Raw genomic sequence first — 16,364 nt, 5'->3', positions numbered from 1 at the left:
ATTCCCCGCTGCCAAGAAAAGCTTCTAGCGAGATAAAAGGTGCCTGTACCGCAAACCGACACAGGTAGGCGAGGAGAGAATCCTAAGGTGTGCGAGAGAACTCTGGTTAAGGAACTCGGCAAAATGACCCCGTAACTTCGGGAGAAGGGGTGCTTTCTTAACGGAAAGCCGCAGTGAATAGGCCCAAGCGACTGTTTAGCAAAAACACAGCTCTCTGCGAAGCCGTAAGGCGAAGTATAGGGGGTGACACCTGCCCGGTGCTGGAAGGTTAAGGAGAGGGGTTAGCGTAAGCGAAGCTCTGAACTGAAGCCCCAGTAAACGGCGGCCGTAACTATAACGGTCCTAAGGTAGCGAAATTCCTTGTCGGGTAAGTTCCGACCCGCACGAAAGGTGTAACGATTTGGGCACTGTCTCAACCAGAGACTCGGTGAAATTATAGTACCTGTGAAGATGCAGGTTACCCGCGACAGGACGGAAAGACCCCGTGGAGCTTTACTGTAGCCTGATATTGAATTTTGGTACAGTTTGTACAGGATAGGCGGGAGCCATTGAAACCGGAGCGCTAGCTTCGGTGGAGGCGCTGGTGGGATACCGCCCTGACTGTATTGAAATTCTAACCTACGGGTCTTATCGACCCGGGAGACAGTGTCAGGTGGGCAGTTTGACTGGGGCGGTCGCCTCCTAAAGTGTAACGGAGGCGCCCAAAGGTTCCCTCAGAATGGTTGGAAATCATTCGTAGAGTGCAAAGGCATAAGGGAGCTTGACTGCGAGACCTACAAGTCGAGCAGGGACGAAAGTCGGGCTTAGTGATCCGGTGGTTCCGCATGGAAGGGCCATCGCTCAACGGATAAAAGCTACCCCGGGGATAACAGGCTTATCTCCCCCAAGAGTCCACATCGACGGGGAGGTTTGGCACCTCGATGTCGGCTCATCGCATCCTGGGGCTGTAGTCGGTCCCAAGGGTTGGGCTGTTCGCCCATTAAAGCGGTACGCGAGCTGGGTTCAGAACGTCGTGAGACAGTTCGGTCCCTATCCGTCGTGGGCGTAGGAAATTTGAGAGGAGCTGTCCTTAGTACGAGAGGACCGGGATGGACGCACCGCTGGTGTACCAGTTGTTCTGCCAAGGGCATAGCTGGGTAGCTATGTGCGGAAGGGATAAGTGCTGAAAGCATCTAAGCATGAAGCCCCCCTCAAGATGAGATTTCCCATAGCGTAAGCTAGTAAGATCCCTGAAAGATGATCAGGTTGATAGGTTCGAGGTGGAAGCATGGTGACATGTGGAGCTGACGAATACTAATAGATCGAGGACTTAACCATATAATATGAAGCAATGTTATCTAGTTTTGAAAGAATATAAAAAACTTGTTGACTTTCAAAAGTAAATGAGTTACAATAATTCTTGTCTTAAATGAATATAGTCTGGTAATGATGGCAGAGAGGTCACACCCGTTCCCATACCGAACACGGAAGTTAAGCTCTCTAGCGCCGATGGTAGTTGGGACCTTGTCCCTGTGAGAGTAGGACGTTGCCAGGCAAATGGAGGATTAGCTCAGCTGGGAGAGCACCTGCCTTACAAGCAGGGGGTCGGCGGTTCGATCCCGTCATCCTCCACCATTTAGCCGACTTAGCTCAATTGGTAGAGCAACTGACTTGTAATCAGTAGGTTGGGGGTTCAAGTCCTCTAGTCGGCACCAGAAATCATGGCGGTTGTGGCGAAGTGGTTAACGCACCGGATTGTGGCTCCGGCATTCGTGGGTTCGATTCCCATCAGTCGCCCCATTTTTCTTAAATAAATTAATATGCGGGTGTGGCGGAATTGGCAGACGCACCAGACTTAGGATCTGGCGCCTTTGGCGTGGGGGTTCGACTCCCTTCACCCGCACTTTTAATTAAATAACTCATACATGTCTTGCGGAAGTAGTTCAGTGGTAGAATACAACCTTGCCAAGGTTGGGGTCGCGGGTTCGAATCCCGTCTTCCGCTCCAATTTTCAATATGACATGCCGGGGTGGCGGAACAGGCAGACGCACAGGACTTAAAATCCTGCGGTGGGTGACCACCGTGCGGGTTCGACCCCCGCCCTCGGCACCATATGCGCCCGTAGCTCAATTGGATAGAGCGTTTGACTACGGATCAAGAGGTTAGGGGTTCGACTCCTCTCGGGCGCGCTTTTATTAACGGGAAGTGGCTCAGCTTGGTAGAGCACCTGGTTTGGGACCAGGGGGTCGCAGGTTCAAATCCTGTCTTCCCGATATTCCTAAAAAACATGGGGCCTTAGCTCAGCTGGGAGAGCGCCTGCCTTGCACGCAGGAGGTCAGCGGTTCGATCCCGCTAGGCTCCACTTATATTAATATCATTTATGGCGGTGTAGCTCAGCTGGCTAGAGCGTACGGTTCATACCCGTGAGGTCGGGGGTTCGATCCCCTCCGCCGCTACCATAAAGGACCTTTAGCTCAGCTGGTTAGAGCAGACGGCTCATAACCGTCCGGTCGTAGGTTCGAGTCCTACAAGGTCCACCATTAGACGTATATATCTCGGAGGTATACCCAAGTTCGGCTGAAGGGATCGGTCTTGAAAACCGACAGGCGGCGAGAGTCGCGCGGGGGTTCGAATCCCTCTACCTCCTCCATTTTTTCTAAAGTAAATATTTTATCATCGCGGGGTGGAGCAGCACGGTAGCTCGTCGGGCTCATAACCCGAAGGTCGCAGGTTCAAATCCTGTCCCCGCAACCAAATGGTCCCGTGGTGTAGTGGTTAACATGCCTGCCTGTCACGCAGGAGATCGCCGGTTCGACCCCGGTCGGGACCGCCATTTTTACATAAAGGCTCGGTAGCTCAGTCGGTAGAGCAGAGGACTGAAAATCCTCGTGTCGGCGGTTCGATTCCGTCCCGAGCCACCATTTTGAAAACGCAAGCCGACTTAGCTCAATTGGTAGAGCAACTGACTTGTAATCAGTAGGTTGGGGGTTCAAGTCCTCTAGTCGGCACCACTTTCAAAATGAGCCATTAGCTCAGTTGGTAGAGCATCTGACTTTTAATCAGAGGGTCGAAGGTTCGAGTCCTTCATGGCTCACCATTTACAATTTAATGCGGGTGTAGTTTAGTGGTAAAACAAGAGCCTTCCAAGCTCTGGTCGAGAGTTCGATTCTCTTCACCCGCTTTTCAATTATGGGCCTATAGCTCAGCTGGTTAGAGCGCACGCCTGATAAGCGTGAGGTCGATGGTTCGAGTCCATTTAGGCCCACCATAATTGTTCCGCAGTAGCTCAGTGGTAGAGCTATCGGCTGTTAACCGATCGGTCGTAGGTTCGAGTCCTACCTGCGGAGCCATATTTATAGAGAAGTACCCAAGTGGCTCAAGGGGCTCCCCTGCTAAGGGAGTAGATCGCGAACGCGGTGCGAGGGTTCGAATCCCTTCTTCTCTGCCAGAACTGGCCCGTTGGTCAAGTGGTTAAGACACCGCCCTTTCACGGCGGTAACACGGGTTCGAATCCCGTACGGGTCATACTAAAAGAGATAGCATAATCTGCTATCTCTTTTTTGTTGTATAAAAATGGACTTTGGATAGTCTGCTTTTTTATGCAATAGAAGAAATATGAAGTATTCGCTGTTGCAGTTGGGTACATAGAGAGCCGTAAATACAATCATGTTAATTATTTGGACCTGTATGAATATGAAGGAATTAACTTCAACTTGAACTTTTACCCCAGCTGTATGGCTGTAGCCTCCTACACTTGGAGAAACCGATGAAAATGCATCTGGGAGCTACTGTGGAAAATAAATAATATATAGAAGAAGCTGCTTTCTCTCAATAGCTGTGATCTACTGAAGACAGCTTTTTTATGTTGTCAGTATTGTCGGTAAGTCGATATATTGCAAAAATCGCTGATATAATTTGAGTTACGATCGATAAATTTTAATAATCGCTGATATATTTGGAGTTACGGTCGATATATTCTAAAAATCGCCGGTATAATTTCACTTACCGACAAAAACCACAAGAAAATCCCTTTCACAATCTAAAGAAAACGCCTCCATTGAAATGGATTCCACACCTATTCCAATAACTTTACACTCTATGTGAAAAAGTTCACAAATAGGTCATAATTTGTGAAGTAATTCACAATAATACGTGCTACAATATGAATGTAAAGAAGTTAAACAACATTAAATTAGTATTTTAATTAATTACTTAAACAATCATAAAAAAATATATGTGAACAATAGAGAGGGGAAATTACCATGAAAAAAGGTATCAATCGTGTAGTATTAGTAGGAACAGGAGCTGTAGGTTGTAGTTACGCTTACTCAATGATCAACCAAGGTGTAGCTGAAGAATTCGTATTAGTAGATGTTAATGAAGCAAAAGCAGAAGGGGAAGCAATGGACTTAAGCCATGCGGTACCATTCTCTCCATCACCAACAAAAGTTTGGAGCGGTAGCTATGCAGATTGTAAAGATGCAGATTTAGTTGTTATCACTGCTGGGTTACCACAAAAGCCAGGTGAAACTCGTTTAGACTTAGTTGAGAAAAATACAAAGATCTTTAAACAAATCGTTCGAGGCATTATGGATAGCGGATTCGATGGAATCTTCTTAATCGCAACTAACCCAGTTGATATTTTAACTTACGTAACTTGGAAAGAATCTGGTTTACCGAAAGAGCGCGTAATCGGTTCTGGTACTACTTTAGACTCTGCTCGTTTCCGTTACATGTTAGGTGACTACTTAGATGTAGATCCACGTAACGTTCATGCTTACATCGTTGGTGAACACGGTGACACTGAACTTCCAGTATGGAGCCACGCTACTATCGGTGTACAAAAATTAGAAACAATCTTAGCTAACAACGAACAGTACAAACAAGAAGACTTAGACAAAATCTTCGAAAACGTACGTGATGCAGCTTACCATATCATCGAGCGTAAAGGTGCAACTTACTACGGAATCGGTATGTCACTACTTCGTGTAACTAAAGCAATCTTAAACAACGAGAACAGCGTATTAACTGTATCTGCATACCTTGAAGGTCAATACGGCGAGAAAGATGCTTACGTAGGTGTTCCAGCTGTAATTAACCGCGAAGGTGTACGTGAAATTGTAGAACTTGAGCTAAATGAAGATGAAAAAGCGAAGTTCGCTCATTCTGTAAAAGTATTAAAAGAAACAATGGCACCAGTACTATAATAATTGCTAAATAGTTCAGGGTGGGAAACTGCTTCTTACCTCTGAACTTATATAATTTAATATAAATTCCTTTTCCGGTTTCCCTTGTATATCCCCAATATACCCCTTTTGCTGGATAAGGGTCGTTTATAGAAAAAGAGCACTCTATTTTACGTAGAGTGCTCTTTATTATTCCGCTATTTGCCGGGCAGTAAAACCTCAATTGATTAAAGTTTCACTTTATTATTTTTTAGGCGTTAATCCTAATTTCTTTAAAATATCTGCCAGTGTACCGCTTTTTGATTTTTCTACAGGTGTTTGTGATTTAGATGCATCTGGCCCTTTTTTCAAGAAGTTCTTTTCAACGAAGCGAATATCTTTTTCGTCGACAATACCATCTTTATTAAGATCTCCGTCTTTTACAGTTAGTCCTTTTTTACCATAGTTGCTAGCAATAATTTCAGCATCTTTAATATCGATTACTTTATCACCATTTACATCGCCGGCAAGGTTTTCGTCAGGTCTTGCATAATAATATTGGCCAAGCAACTTACCGTCTTTTTCAGTACCAAGTTTCGTTGTTAGGCGGCTTGTTAAATGTCCTGGCACCTCTACATATAAGTTATAGTCGCGTTTATTAACTGGAAGTCCATTTAGTTTGAAGTATCCGTATTTATCTAGTGAGCCTTCAAACTTATGACGGTAAGAATCAGTCGCATATACTTTTACGCCAAGCTTTGTATAATCGAACTTTTCATCTAAATATCCGCGTTCATTTAAGAATGCACCAGGTTTAATATTTCCTTCTACTAATGAGTTTAAGGACATAACTGAGAATGTTTGATCTTGAAGTACACGCATTCTATTTGGTTCTGATTCACCTTGTTTCCAGTAAACAAAAATTGGTGATTCTAATTGAGCGTTTGCTTCATAAAACTCATCATTTTCTACTTTGAACGTTACATCAATGAACGGGAAATCACCATCTAATCCAGCAAAATTTTTGTCATCGATAGCTCCGCCAACTGTAACAGAGCCTGCCTCTAGTTTCGGTTCATTTACTTTTGCGGTTACCCCTTTTTGGGAAAGTAGCTTTTCAAAAGCAGGATTAAATTTCGCATTTGCAAATTTGAAGTTCTTCTCTAGGAAGTTTACATTAAATTGCCCAGCAACAAATTGTTTTACGTGTTTCGCGTTTAGTGTTACTGTGAACTCGTCATTTTTATATAATTCTTTTTTATCGTAACTAGTTTTTGCATATTGAGCACCTTGCGGGATAAACCAGTAGTTATTTACACCGTTTGGATAGTCAGGACCTGCAGTTGCATAATCGAAAATATATACGCCTGTGTTCATTGGACCTTCCGTTCTGAAGGAGTCAGGTGTAATGCCAACTTTAAAGTCGCCATTTGCATTAATCGGTAAAAACTTATGCAAGTATGGAGAATAGTCATAGTACATAACGCCATTCGCTTCTTGCGTAATGTTTAATCCTTTTCCTTTTAAGTAATCAACGTTTGAATCGTATACATTTCCTTTAATCCATAGTGCTTTTTTGCCATCTTCTACTGTATAATTTTCTTCATTTAACTCGTAAATACCAGGTTTTAATCCAGTTAATTTCACTTCTGGTGGTGTATTATCAATTACAACATAATCACCTTTTACACGTGCTTTCCCAGCCTTATCATAACCGACAAACTCAATTGTGTAGTCTCCTTCTGGTAAGTTGATTTTCTCATTACCGATTGGTTTTGCAGGATCATTTGTAAAAGGATACACTTTTCCATTAAAGAATGAATCTAAGTAGTAATACACATCAGTTTTTAGGCCACTCGTGTTTAATGTTCCAATGAAGCCAAGAGCTTTATTTGTTTTGGAATCTTTTACGATAAGATCTAACGTTTCAAGTTCGCTGTTTAATTGGAATGCTCCGTGAACATACGATTCACCGTATGGATTGAATTTAGATGTATCAGTTGAAATTGCTTTTCTTGATAGTATTGCATTTTCAATACCAGGCTCTGATACACGAATAGAGAATGGGATTTGATATGTTTCTTCTTTATTTTTTGTGTTCGTAATATGAATGTACCCTTCATATCGGCCTTGTTTCACACCGGCTGGAACATTAATTTTTGCTTCAATTTCACCTGTTTTGCCAGCATCAAGAGTAATTGTTTCTGGAGCAGAGATTTTTACACCGTTTGCGACAGCATCGTTAATAGTAGACGATGCTGGTGTATAAGAAATTTCTGTTTTAAATTCTTTTTTCTCTTGTTTATTATGATTAGTTACTTTTATATTTCGTTTTTGTTCAAGAGCTTCACCGTCTTTTTGATAAAACTTACCGAATGCAATAGATCCAGTTTCTTCGGGTACTTCAATTACTTCATCATTTACAACAGTTTGTGTCGTATCTAATACTTTAAAGCTTGTTTCTGTACGAACGGCGTTGTAAGCATCTACTCGCCCAGCTCCAACTTCATATACGGAATATTTTTCTTTTAAATCATTAGCTGTGTTCATAAGAGACGCTTTTACATCGAACGGAGAGTAGTCTGGGTGTTCTTGTAAAATTAGAGCAGCAACGCCAGCGATATGAGGAGAAGCCATAGATGTTCCTTGCATACGCTCATAGGAAACAGCGTAGTTTTCACCCTCTTGCGGGTCGTTAATATATTCAGGAACTGTTGAAAGGATAGCGACACCAGGCGCTGTAATATCAGGCTTAATATCATCATTTGCTGTAACAGGACCGCGTGAGCTAAAGTCTGCAAGATGATCGCCTTCTGTTTGAATGTAATTAATTTCATCGAGAGTTAAGGAGGTGCTACCTTGTTCGATTTGAGCTTTTAGTTTTTCACCTTCTTCTTTCGTTAGGCGGAATGCTGGAATGTATTTTGTACTTTCGCCAACGTAGAAAGGAATTTCTCCATCCACATTGTTATAAATAATAACGGCTTTTGCACCTGCTTGTTTTGCATTAGCAATTTTTTCATCAAATGACAGTGTACCGCGTGCAACGAGAGCGATTTTTCCTTTTACATCTTTTTTACTAAACTCGTCAGGCGTACCAATTCCTACATATTCAATAGGTAAAGTTTGTCCCTTGAAATCTTCTATTTTATCAGTGAAGTTTTTGCCGAATAGAATTAGGTTAGGAAATTGTAATTGTCCAGCATGACCTGATAGTTTCGGTAAGGAAATAGAGCTATCACTTGCTCCAACCGTAATTGCAAATGGTGAAGCACCTGGTGATCCGAGTGTTGATGGATTTGGTCCAGAGTTACCAGCAGCAACGACTGTAACAACGCCTGAAAGCATTGCATTATTAACAGCGATAGATGTTGGATCGAGTGGATTGTTGCTATCATCACCTAACGATAAGTTAATAACGTTCATACCGTCAGAAATGGATTTATCAATTGCAGCGATAATACCTGAACTATCTCCACTTCCGTATGGACCGAGTACACGATAGTTATACAGTTCAATGTCAGGTGCAACACCTTTTACTGCTGAATCAGATTGGTTCTTCTTTTGGGCAGAAACGATACCTGCTACGTGAGTGCCGTGGGCTGTGTAGAAGGAAGAACCACGGTTATCAAATTCAGGAGCACCAGATTGTTGCCATTCTGAATAAGTAGTTTCCATTGGATCTGCATCATTATTAATAAAGTCCCAACCCTTTACTGAGTTTAGGTCTACTTTGCTAGAGTCCTCACCAGGTTTCGCGCGATAGCCTTTATATACGTCTTTTAAGTCAGGATGATTGTAATCAATACCTGTATCTAATACACCAACTTTAATTCCTTTTCCGGTAATGCCCTCACTATGTAACTTATCTACTCCAATTTGCGGGATGCTATCTGTTAGTTTTTGAGGCGCTTTTTGCTCAGCTTGTTTTGGTAAATTTAATTTCACTTCGTAATCTTTCCAAATACGTTTTACAACGCCAATTCGTAACAATTCTTCTACTGTATTTGCTGGTAATGTCATCGCAACACCATTTATCGCATGCTTATAAGAACGTTTAATTTGTACAGACTGGAAGTTTCCTGATTTTACTGATGGGCTGAATTGATAAAGACGTTTTAGTCCTTTTTCGAATTCTTCATGTTCTTGATCAATACGTGCTTTTATATTTTCAGGAGCAGACTGTAATCCTTTTTCTTTTTGTTTTAATTCATTAATCTTTACTGGAGCAGTTTGAAATTCTACGATGATATTTACAGGCTCAGAACTACTCGTATTAATATCTGGTGAAATTGTAAAACCAGGGTTGGCATCTACCGTTTGTAATGCCAGGCGTTGTTCTTTAGAAAGCTTAGATAATATAGAATGAGCATTTGAAGATTCAATTTGGTTAATAGGACTTTCAGCAAGTACATTGAACGGAATAGCAGTTGAAAATAGAACGCCAGCCGTTACAATTCCGGTAACAAAACGATTTTTCTTTTTCATTTATAGGCCTCCGGTAATTTATATTTTTAAAAATTATTTCTCCACGCCAGCTGTTTGCTCAGTATGGAATGTCCAGTTTAGCTGCAGGGAATCACCTTGAAATTTATTTTGATCTCGGTCGTTATCTTCAAATGAGAAGAGGACGTGTAAGTAATCTGTTTCACCAGATTTAATACCATCTATTAAGTTATGACGTTCTAGAGACGTAGCGACATCTTCAGGTTTCATAGTTTTTAATTGTGATAGTTTTGTTTCCCACACAATCTCATGATCATCGTTTGGATTAGATGGCTGTCCATCATTTACTAGAAACTTGACGATAATGTGATCACCTAAATCTTCACCGTCATTATTTTGCTTTGCATCTGTAACTTCATATGATGTTTCAAGTGCTACTTTTGCGATATCCAATGTACCTTTATTTTCAAGCTTGAAGTTCCTTTCAATAAAATCACCTGGTTTTAAATCTTTCACATTAACGATTACACTTGGATTAATAGAAAGATCTAGTGTTCCAGCTTGAAATGAGTTACTTGATGTTTCTGAATCACTGAAATAGGCGAATACACCGCCGAATGTAAGGGATAAGCCAAGTGAAGCGGTGATAACTCCCATTTCTACTTTTTGTTTTAATGACATAAGAAAGCCTCCTAGTTAAATTTGTATAGCAACCGTTCGCAACAAGGATAAATAAGTAAACATAGTAGTCCGCTATGAATTGTAGTTACGAAAGATCGATGTTCTTTATTGAGAACAAGTATATGCTTATGAATTTCGCATTTCAATAAAATTGTGACAAAAAATATTGAGAAACATTTTTTTATGACAGATTATTTTGTTTTGATTTTGAGTGGAAAATAGCATGAAAAATAGGATAGACATAATAAAATAAAGGTTGAGAAAAAATAATTGGTAAAAATATAGAAGAATAATAAAGCGTTTTCAATGAATATTCGTCAAAATTCGATATTTTACACGGAAATGTGAAGGAAAACTAACATTTTTAAGAAAAAAACGAATGTTTTTTATAAATTAACAAGGATATTGCAGTTTTTCGCAGAAATAGTTAAAGTATAAAAAATTCTGTCATCTAAGTGAGGTGAGCATATTGAGTGTAATAAATTGTGAAGAAGTGAAACGAGATGAGTTTCATACAGAAAAGTACTATAAAAGTTATAACATCTTTGGCGCACATGTTGTGACGGAAGGTGAGATTCAAGGGGTACGATTTACAGTGTGGGCTCCTCATGCGAAAGCAATGAGTGTTGTTGGAGATTTTAATGAGTGGGATTATGAGCAACATAAAATGCTACAAGTGACAGAAGAAGGCATTTGGTCCTTGTTTATACCGCATATTGAAGAAGGAGAAATATATAAATATGCGATTGAAACGTTGGCTGGTGACGTCATTTTAAAGGCAGATCCGTATGCTGTATATGCAGAAGTAAGACCGAATACGGCATCTGTAGTTTTTGATATAAAGGGATATGAATGGAATGATAAAAACTGGACTCGTAAGAAAAAGAAAAAATCGATTTATAAAGAAGCGATGACAGTTTATGAATTGCATTTTGGTTCTTGGAAAAAGAAAGAAGATGGAACACTGTATTCTTACAGGGAAATGGTAGAAGAACTCATTCCATATGTGGTGGAACATCAATTTACACATATTGAAATTATGCCGCTTGTTGAGCATCCATATGATCGTTCTTGGGGATATCAAGGAACGGGATATTATGCAGCGACGAGTAGATTTGGTACACCGCATGATTTAATGTATTTTGTCGACGAATGTCATAAATATGGAATCGGTGTCATTTTAGATTGGGTGCCGGGGCATTTTTGTAAAGATGCTCACGGTTTATATTTGTTTGATGGCACACCGACCTATGAATATAAAGATAAAGATGTACAAGAAAATCCAGTATGGGGAACTGTCAATTTTGATTTAGGAAAGAGAGAGGTACGTAATTTCTTAATTTCAAATGCGTTATTTTGGATGAGATATTTCCATATTGATGGTTTCAGAGTAGATGCAGTTGCGAACATGTTGTACTGGAATAAAGAAGGACAAGAGCAAAGTAATGAGCATGCTGTTTCATTTTTAAGAGAGTTAAATGAAGCAGTGTTTGCAGAGGATGAAGATTTTCTTATGACGGCAGAAGATTCAACAGCTTGGCCACTTGTAACAACTCCAACGTATGAAGGTGGGCTTGGATTCAATTACAAATGGAACATGGGCTGGATGAATGACGTGCTGAAATATATGGAGTGTGCGCCTGAATATAGGAAACACATTCATGAGAAAATGACGTTTTCTTTGCTATATGCGTACTCTGAAAACTTCATATTACCGCTTTCTCATGATGAAGTCGTTCATGGGAAAAAGTCGTTATTAAATAAAATGCCAGGTGATTACTGGGATAAGTTTGCTCAGCTTCGTTTATTATATGGATATTTCTTTACTCACCCAGGAAAGAAATTACTTTTCATGGGAGGGGAATTCGGACAGTTTGATGAGTGGAAAGACCTTGAAGATTTAGATTGGAATTTACATGATTTTGAAATGCATCGTTATATGCATGATTACTTTAAAGAGCTCATAGCATTGTATAAGCGCTCAAAACCACTTTGGCAGCTTGATCATTCGCCTGAAGGTTTTCAGTGGATTGATGCTAATAATAACGAGCAAAGTATTTTCTCGTTTATCCGCCAAGGGGATAAACAAGAGGATGCGTTAGTTATCGTATGTAATTTTACGAAAGCTACATATGAAAACTATAAAGTAGGTGTACCAGATTTCGAGTATTATAACGAGATTTTAAACAGTGATGCACAGCAATATGGCGGTTCGGGGCAAGTGAATAAGAAACGTCTTAAGACGATTCTAGAACCGTACCATAATCAAGCAGCACATGTAGAGATTACAATTCCACCATTTGGCGTATCCATATTACGACCAGTGAAGACGAGAAAGGGGAGCAAAAAACAAGATGGCTCAAAAACAAAAGTGCGTAGCAATGTTACTAGCAGGGGGAAAAGGTAGTCGATTAAGTGCATTAACAAAAAATTTAGCCAAGCCAGCTGTTCCATTTGGTGGTAAATATCGCATTATTGATTTTACGCTAAGTAACTGCGCAAATTCTGGTATTGAAACGGTTGGGATTTTAACGCAATATCAACCACTAGAACTTCATAATTATATCGGAATCGGCAATGCATGGGATTTAGACCGAGTAAGCGGTGGAGTCACAGTATTACCTCCTTATGCGGAGTCTTCAGGTGTGAAGTGGTACACAGGTACGGCAAGTGCCATTTATCAAAACTTAAACTATTTAAGTCAATATGAACCAGAGTATGTTCTTATTTTATCAGGCGACCATATTTATAAAATGGATTACAGTAAGATGCTAGATTACCATATTGAGAAAGAATCGGACGTATCCATTTCTGTTATTGAAGTACCTTGGGATGAAGCGAGTCGCTTTGGCATTATGAATACAAATGAAGAAATGGAGATTGTTGAGTTTGAAGAGAAACCACAATTTCCAAGAAGTAATCTTGCATCAATGGGAATCTATATTTTTAATTGGTCAATTTTGAAAGAGTATTTAGAGATGGATGCAAGAAACCCTGAATCTAGTAACGATTTCGGAAAAGACGTACTTCCGCTTTTATTGGATGAAGGGAAGAAGTTAATGGCGTATCCGTTTGAAGGATATTGGAAAGATGTTGGAACGGTGAAGAGCTTATGGGAAGCGAATATGGATTTGCTTCGCGATGAAACATCACTGAATTTAAACGATCGTAATTGGCGTATTTACTCTGTCAATCCAAACGAGCCGCCTCAATATATTGCTGAAAAGGCGAAAGTAGAAGAATCGCTTATTAACGAAGGATGCGTCATTGAAGGGGACGTGAAGCATTCTGTGTTATTCCAAGGAGTGACGGTGGAAGAAGGAAGTATGGTGATTGATTCTGTCGTTATGCCAGGGGCTAAGATTGGTAAAAATGTTGTGATTGAAAGAGCGATTGTTGGATCAGAAATGGTTATCGAAGATGGAACAATCATTCGTCCAGAAAAGAATGTTGACGATGTAGTATTAATTGCTGAAGGGAAATAGAAAAGGGGGATGAAATGAATGGGAGAAAAAATGTTAGGAATTATTAATGCAACGGGAAGTTTTCCTTCCTTAAAGAAAGTAACAGGGCATCGTTCACTAGCGGCGTTACCGTTTGGGGGCCGTTATCGACTCATTGATTTCATGCTTTCAAATATGGTGAATTCTAGTATTCATAGTGTGGCAGTTTTTACAAGCCATAAAAATCGTTCGTTAATGGACCATGTTGGTTCAGGAAAACAGTGGGATTTAGATAGAAAACGAGACGGACTATTTTTATTCCCGCCAAACTGCCAATGTGACCAAGATGAATTTGGGTCTTTTGCACACTTTAGAAGACATATTGATTATTTTCTAAGAAGCAGAGAAGAGTACGTTGTTATTACGAATAGCCATCTCGTAACAGCATTAAATTTTCAAGCGGTGTTAGAGCGACATATACATACGGCAGCTGATATTACAGAAGTTTGCCATAAAGGGGTTTCGCTTCAAACATACGTGTTAAAGAAACAATTATTGTTAGACTTATTTGAGTCATATAAAGGTGTGGAACAATACAGTTTATTTGATGTAGTGAGAGAAAAGCGCGGGAAATCATTACACATTGCTACATATGAACATACTGGATATGTAGCAATTATTGACTCGATTGAAAGTTACTATAAACATAGCTTAGAAATTTTGCAACCTGCTATTTGGAAGCAATTATTTAAGAAAGAAGCACCGATCTTTACGAAAGTAAAAGATGAGCCACCAACTCGTTATTTAAAGGGTGCAGTCGTGAAAAATACAATGATTGCAAATGGCAGTATTATTGAAGGGGAAGTCGAAAACAGTGTTGTTTCCCGTTCGGTTAAAATTGGAAAAGGTTCAATTATTCGTAACAGTATTATTATGCAAAAGAGCCAAATTGGAGATAACTGTATAATAGACGGTGTTATTATTGATAAAGACGTGAAAATTGGCGACGGTGTCGTATTAAAAGGAAGCGCCGATGAGCCGTATGTTGTAGAAAAAGGAAGCGTACAAAACAGTACGATTAATAGTTATTCCTAAAGAATCAGTGGGGGCTTTTTCCTCCACTGATTAAAGTTTTAATTTAAATGAAAACTCGAAGGGAGGAAGCTGCAAGAGGAGTAATAAAAACTTTTCGCGCAGTGGGACAACAAGTGAATATTTTATTTGCAGTATCAGAATGTGTACCGTTTGTGAAATCGGGAGGATTAGCTGATGTAGCGGGTGCGCTCCCAAAAGAGCTAAAAAAATTAGGAGTGGACGTTCGTATTATACTTCCGAATTATAGTCTCATTCCGCAAAAGTTAAGAGATGGATGTACGTTACATAAAGTAATTAACGTCCCTCTTGGGTGGAGAAATCAATATTGTGGAATTTTAAAAGGTGAGCAAGACGGAATTACGTATTACTTAATAGATAATGAATATTATTTTAAGAGAGATTATCTGTATGGTCATTACGATGACGGAGAGCGTTTTTCTTATTTCTCAAAAGCAGTGTTAGAGTGTATTCCGCACCTTGATTTTGAAGTGGATGTTCTTCATAGCCATGATTGGCATACGGCTATGGTTAATTTCTTACTTCGTGAAAAGTATCAAGATAACCCGTTATATGAGCGTATTAAAACGGTATATACGATTCATAACTTGCAGTTCCAAGGTGTATTTCCTCCTGAAGTGATGTACGACTTGTTAGAGCTTGGTGATGAATATTTTCATAGTGAGCAGCTAGAGTTTTATGGAAACGTAAACTTTATGAAAGGTGGTATTATTGCTTCGGATCAAATTACAGCGGTGAGCCCGACGTATAAAGAAGAAATTCAATATGAATTTTTCGGTGAGAAGTTAGATGGATTACTGCGAAAATATAATGATAAGCTTAGCGGCATTGTAAATGGTATTGATACGAGCGTATATAATCCAGAAACGGATTCGTATATTAAGGCCCAGTATGATGCAGAGTCATTATATGAAAAGAGTGAAAATAAACGCGCCTTGCAGCGTTATTTTGGTTTGCCAGAAAAAGAGGATACACCAATTATTTCAATGGTAACGAGATTAACGAAGCAAAAAGGTCTTGATTTAGTACGTACTGTATTCCGCGAAATAATGGAAGAAGATGTACAATGTATTATTTTAGGTTCAGGTGATTCGGAATATGAGCAATTCTTTGAGTGGATGGCATATGAGTATCCGGAGAAGGTAAAAGTTTATATCGGATTTAATGAAGAATTAGCTCACCAAGTGTATGCGGGAAGCGATTTGTTTTTAATGCCATCGCTGTTTGAACCGTGTGGACTTGGACAACTTATCGCATTAGCATACGGTACGATTCCAATTGTAAGAGAAACAGGTGGGTTAAACGACACGGTACATTCTTATGATGAAGAAACTGGAGAAGGAAATGGTTTCAGTTTCACGAATTTTAATGCACATGACATGCTGCATACGATTCATCGTGCAATTGAATTCTATCATGATAAACCAGTGTGGGAGCAGCTTGTAAAACAAGCGATGACTGAAGATTATAGCTGGGAGCAATCGGCTCTTGCTTATAAGGAATTGTATAAAAGTCTCATGGAATAACATGTAGGTGG

At 39.9% G+C, this 16,364-nt stretch carries 7 protein-coding genes, 22 tRNA genes and 2 rRNA genes (1 of these 31 running past the window's edge); 29 read left to right on the top strand and 2 right to left on the bottom strand.

Features of this window, described 5'->3' with window-relative positions; all coding sequences use genetic code 11:
• The 25 genes from C3Y97_RS24770 to C3Y97_RS24650 form a co-directional block, all read left to right on the top strand.
• Window positions 1-1,317, top strand: a 23S ribosomal RNA gene (locus tag C3Y97_RS24770) (it extends 1,605 nt beyond the left edge of the window).
• A gap of 101 nt (window positions 1,318-1,418) precedes the next feature.
• Window positions 1,419-1,534: ribosomal RNA gene (rrf, locus tag C3Y97_RS24765) — 5S ribosomal RNA — on the top strand.
• 4 nt (window positions 1,535-1,538) lie between these two features.
• A tRNA-Val gene (locus C3Y97_RS24760) sits at window positions 1,539-1,614 on the top strand.
• Window positions 1,615-1,618: 4 nt separating this feature from the next.
• Window positions 1,619-1,694 (top strand) — tRNA-Thr (locus C3Y97_RS24755).
• A 9-nt stretch (window positions 1,695-1,703) separates the two neighbouring features.
• Window positions 1,704-1,779: transfer RNA gene (locus tag C3Y97_RS24750), tRNA-His, on the top strand.
• 22 nt (window positions 1,780-1,801) lie between these two features.
• A tRNA-Leu gene (locus C3Y97_RS24745) sits at window positions 1,802-1,882 on the top strand.
• A gap of 29 nt (window positions 1,883-1,911) precedes the next feature.
• Window positions 1,912-1,986 (top strand) — tRNA-Gly (locus tag C3Y97_RS24740).
• Between the two features lie 16 nt (window positions 1,987-2,002).
• Window positions 2,003-2,091 (top strand) — tRNA-Leu (locus tag C3Y97_RS24735).
• A 3-nt stretch (window positions 2,092-2,094) separates the two neighbouring features.
• Window positions 2,095-2,168: transfer RNA gene (locus C3Y97_RS24730), tRNA-Arg, on the top strand.
• Window positions 2,169-2,178: 10 nt separating this feature from the next.
• Window positions 2,179-2,252: transfer RNA gene (locus tag C3Y97_RS24725), tRNA-Pro, on the top strand.
• Window positions 2,253-2,268: 16 nt separating this feature from the next.
• Window positions 2,269-2,341 (top strand) — tRNA-Ala (locus C3Y97_RS24720).
• Window positions 2,342-2,361: 20 nt separating this feature from the next.
• Window positions 2,362-2,438, top strand: a tRNA-Met gene (locus tag C3Y97_RS24715).
• A 4-nt stretch (window positions 2,439-2,442) separates the two neighbouring features.
• Window positions 2,443-2,519 (top strand) — tRNA-Ile (locus tag C3Y97_RS24710).
• Window positions 2,520-2,536: 17 nt separating this feature from the next.
• Window positions 2,537-2,629, top strand: a tRNA-Ser gene (locus C3Y97_RS24705).
• A 27-nt stretch (window positions 2,630-2,656) separates the two neighbouring features.
• Window positions 2,657-2,733 (top strand) — tRNA-Met (locus C3Y97_RS24700).
• Window positions 2,734-2,736: 3 nt separating this feature from the next.
• Window positions 2,737-2,812: transfer RNA gene (locus C3Y97_RS24695), tRNA-Asp, on the top strand.
• Window positions 2,813-2,824: 12 nt separating this feature from the next.
• Window positions 2,825-2,900 (top strand) — tRNA-Phe (locus tag C3Y97_RS24690).
• 14 nt (window positions 2,901-2,914) lie between these two features.
• Window positions 2,915-2,990 (top strand) — tRNA-Thr (locus C3Y97_RS24685).
• Between the two features lie 10 nt (window positions 2,991-3,000).
• Window positions 3,001-3,076 (top strand) — tRNA-Lys (locus C3Y97_RS24680).
• Window positions 3,077-3,089: 13 nt separating this feature from the next.
• A tRNA-Gly gene (locus C3Y97_RS24675) sits at window positions 3,090-3,160 on the top strand.
• A 10-nt stretch (window positions 3,161-3,170) separates the two neighbouring features.
• A tRNA-Ile gene (locus tag C3Y97_RS24670) sits at window positions 3,171-3,247 on the top strand.
• A gap of 7 nt (window positions 3,248-3,254) precedes the next feature.
• Window positions 3,255-3,329, top strand: a tRNA-Asn gene (locus tag C3Y97_RS24665).
• A 7-nt stretch (window positions 3,330-3,336) separates the two neighbouring features.
• Window positions 3,337-3,427, top strand: a tRNA-Ser gene (locus C3Y97_RS24660).
• Window positions 3,428-3,432: 5 nt separating this feature from the next.
• Window positions 3,433-3,504, top strand: a tRNA-Glu gene (locus tag C3Y97_RS24655).
• Window positions 3,505-4,241: 737 nt separating this feature from the next.
• A complete protein-coding gene (locus C3Y97_RS24650; RefSeq protein ID WP_000715338.1) occupies window positions 4,242-5,186 on the top strand; it encodes an L-lactate dehydrogenase in 945 nt (314 codons plus the stop codon).
• A 222-nt stretch (window positions 5,187-5,408) separates the two neighbouring features.
• Here C3Y97_RS24650 and C3Y97_RS24640 read toward each other — a convergent pair whose 3' ends face one another.
• Together C3Y97_RS24640 and C3Y97_RS24635 are read right to left on the bottom strand one after the other, a co-directional pair.
• Window positions 5,409-9,632: a S8 family serine peptidase gene (locus C3Y97_RS24640; RefSeq protein ID WP_065212164.1), complete on the bottom strand. Its 4,224-nt coding sequence runs from the start codon at window positions 9,630-9,632 to the stop codon at window positions 5,409-5,411.
• A 33-nt stretch (window positions 9,633-9,665) separates the two neighbouring features.
• Window positions 9,666-10,271 carry a CalY family protein gene (locus C3Y97_RS24635; RefSeq protein ID WP_136363687.1) on the bottom strand — a complete coding sequence of 202 codons (606 nt, stop codon included), beginning with the start codon at window positions 10,269-10,271 and terminating at the stop codon, window positions 9,666-9,668.
• 469 nt (window positions 10,272-10,740) lie between these two features.
• On the opposite strand from C3Y97_RS24635, the gene glgB reads away from it, so the two are divergent.
• The 4 genes from glgB (at window position 10,741) to glgA (ending at window position 16,353) form a co-directional block, all read left to right on the top strand.
• Complete coding sequence (gene glgB, locus C3Y97_RS24630; protein ID WP_000111414.1) at window positions 10,741-12,678, top strand: 1,4-alpha-glucan branching protein GlgB; 1,938 nt, start codon at window positions 10,741-10,743, stop codon at window positions 12,676-12,678.
• The gene (glgC, locus tag C3Y97_RS24625; protein WP_000057619.1) at window positions 12,626-13,756 is read left to right on the top strand and encodes a glucose-1-phosphate adenylyltransferase; all 1,131 of its coding nucleotides are present in this window, start codon (window positions 12,626-12,628) and stop codon (window positions 13,754-13,756) included. Before glgB ends, glgC begins: the two co-directional genes overlap by 53 nt.
• A gap of 18 nt (window positions 13,757-13,774) precedes the next feature.
• Window positions 13,775-14,809, top strand: a complete 1,035-nt coding sequence (gene glgD / locus C3Y97_RS24620) for a glucose-1-phosphate adenylyltransferase subunit GlgD (RefSeq protein ID WP_000504171.1) — start codon at window positions 13,775-13,777, stop codon at window positions 14,807-14,809.
• A 113-nt stretch (window positions 14,810-14,922) separates the two neighbouring features.
• Entirely contained in the window at window positions 14,923-16,353 is a 1,431-nt protein-coding gene (gene glgA / locus C3Y97_RS24615; RefSeq protein ID WP_136363743.1) for a glycogen synthase GlgA, read from the top strand.
• Window positions 16,354-16,364: the final 11 nt, after the last annotated feature.

This window comes from Bacillus sp. DU-106, from assembly GCF_004799705.1.
GTDB lineage: Bacteria > Bacillota > Bacilli > Bacillales > Bacillaceae_G > Bacillus_A > Bacillus_A cereus.
The sequence above is the reverse complement of the archived record's forward strand: the minus strand, read 5'-3'. Positions and strand labels throughout refer to the sequence as shown.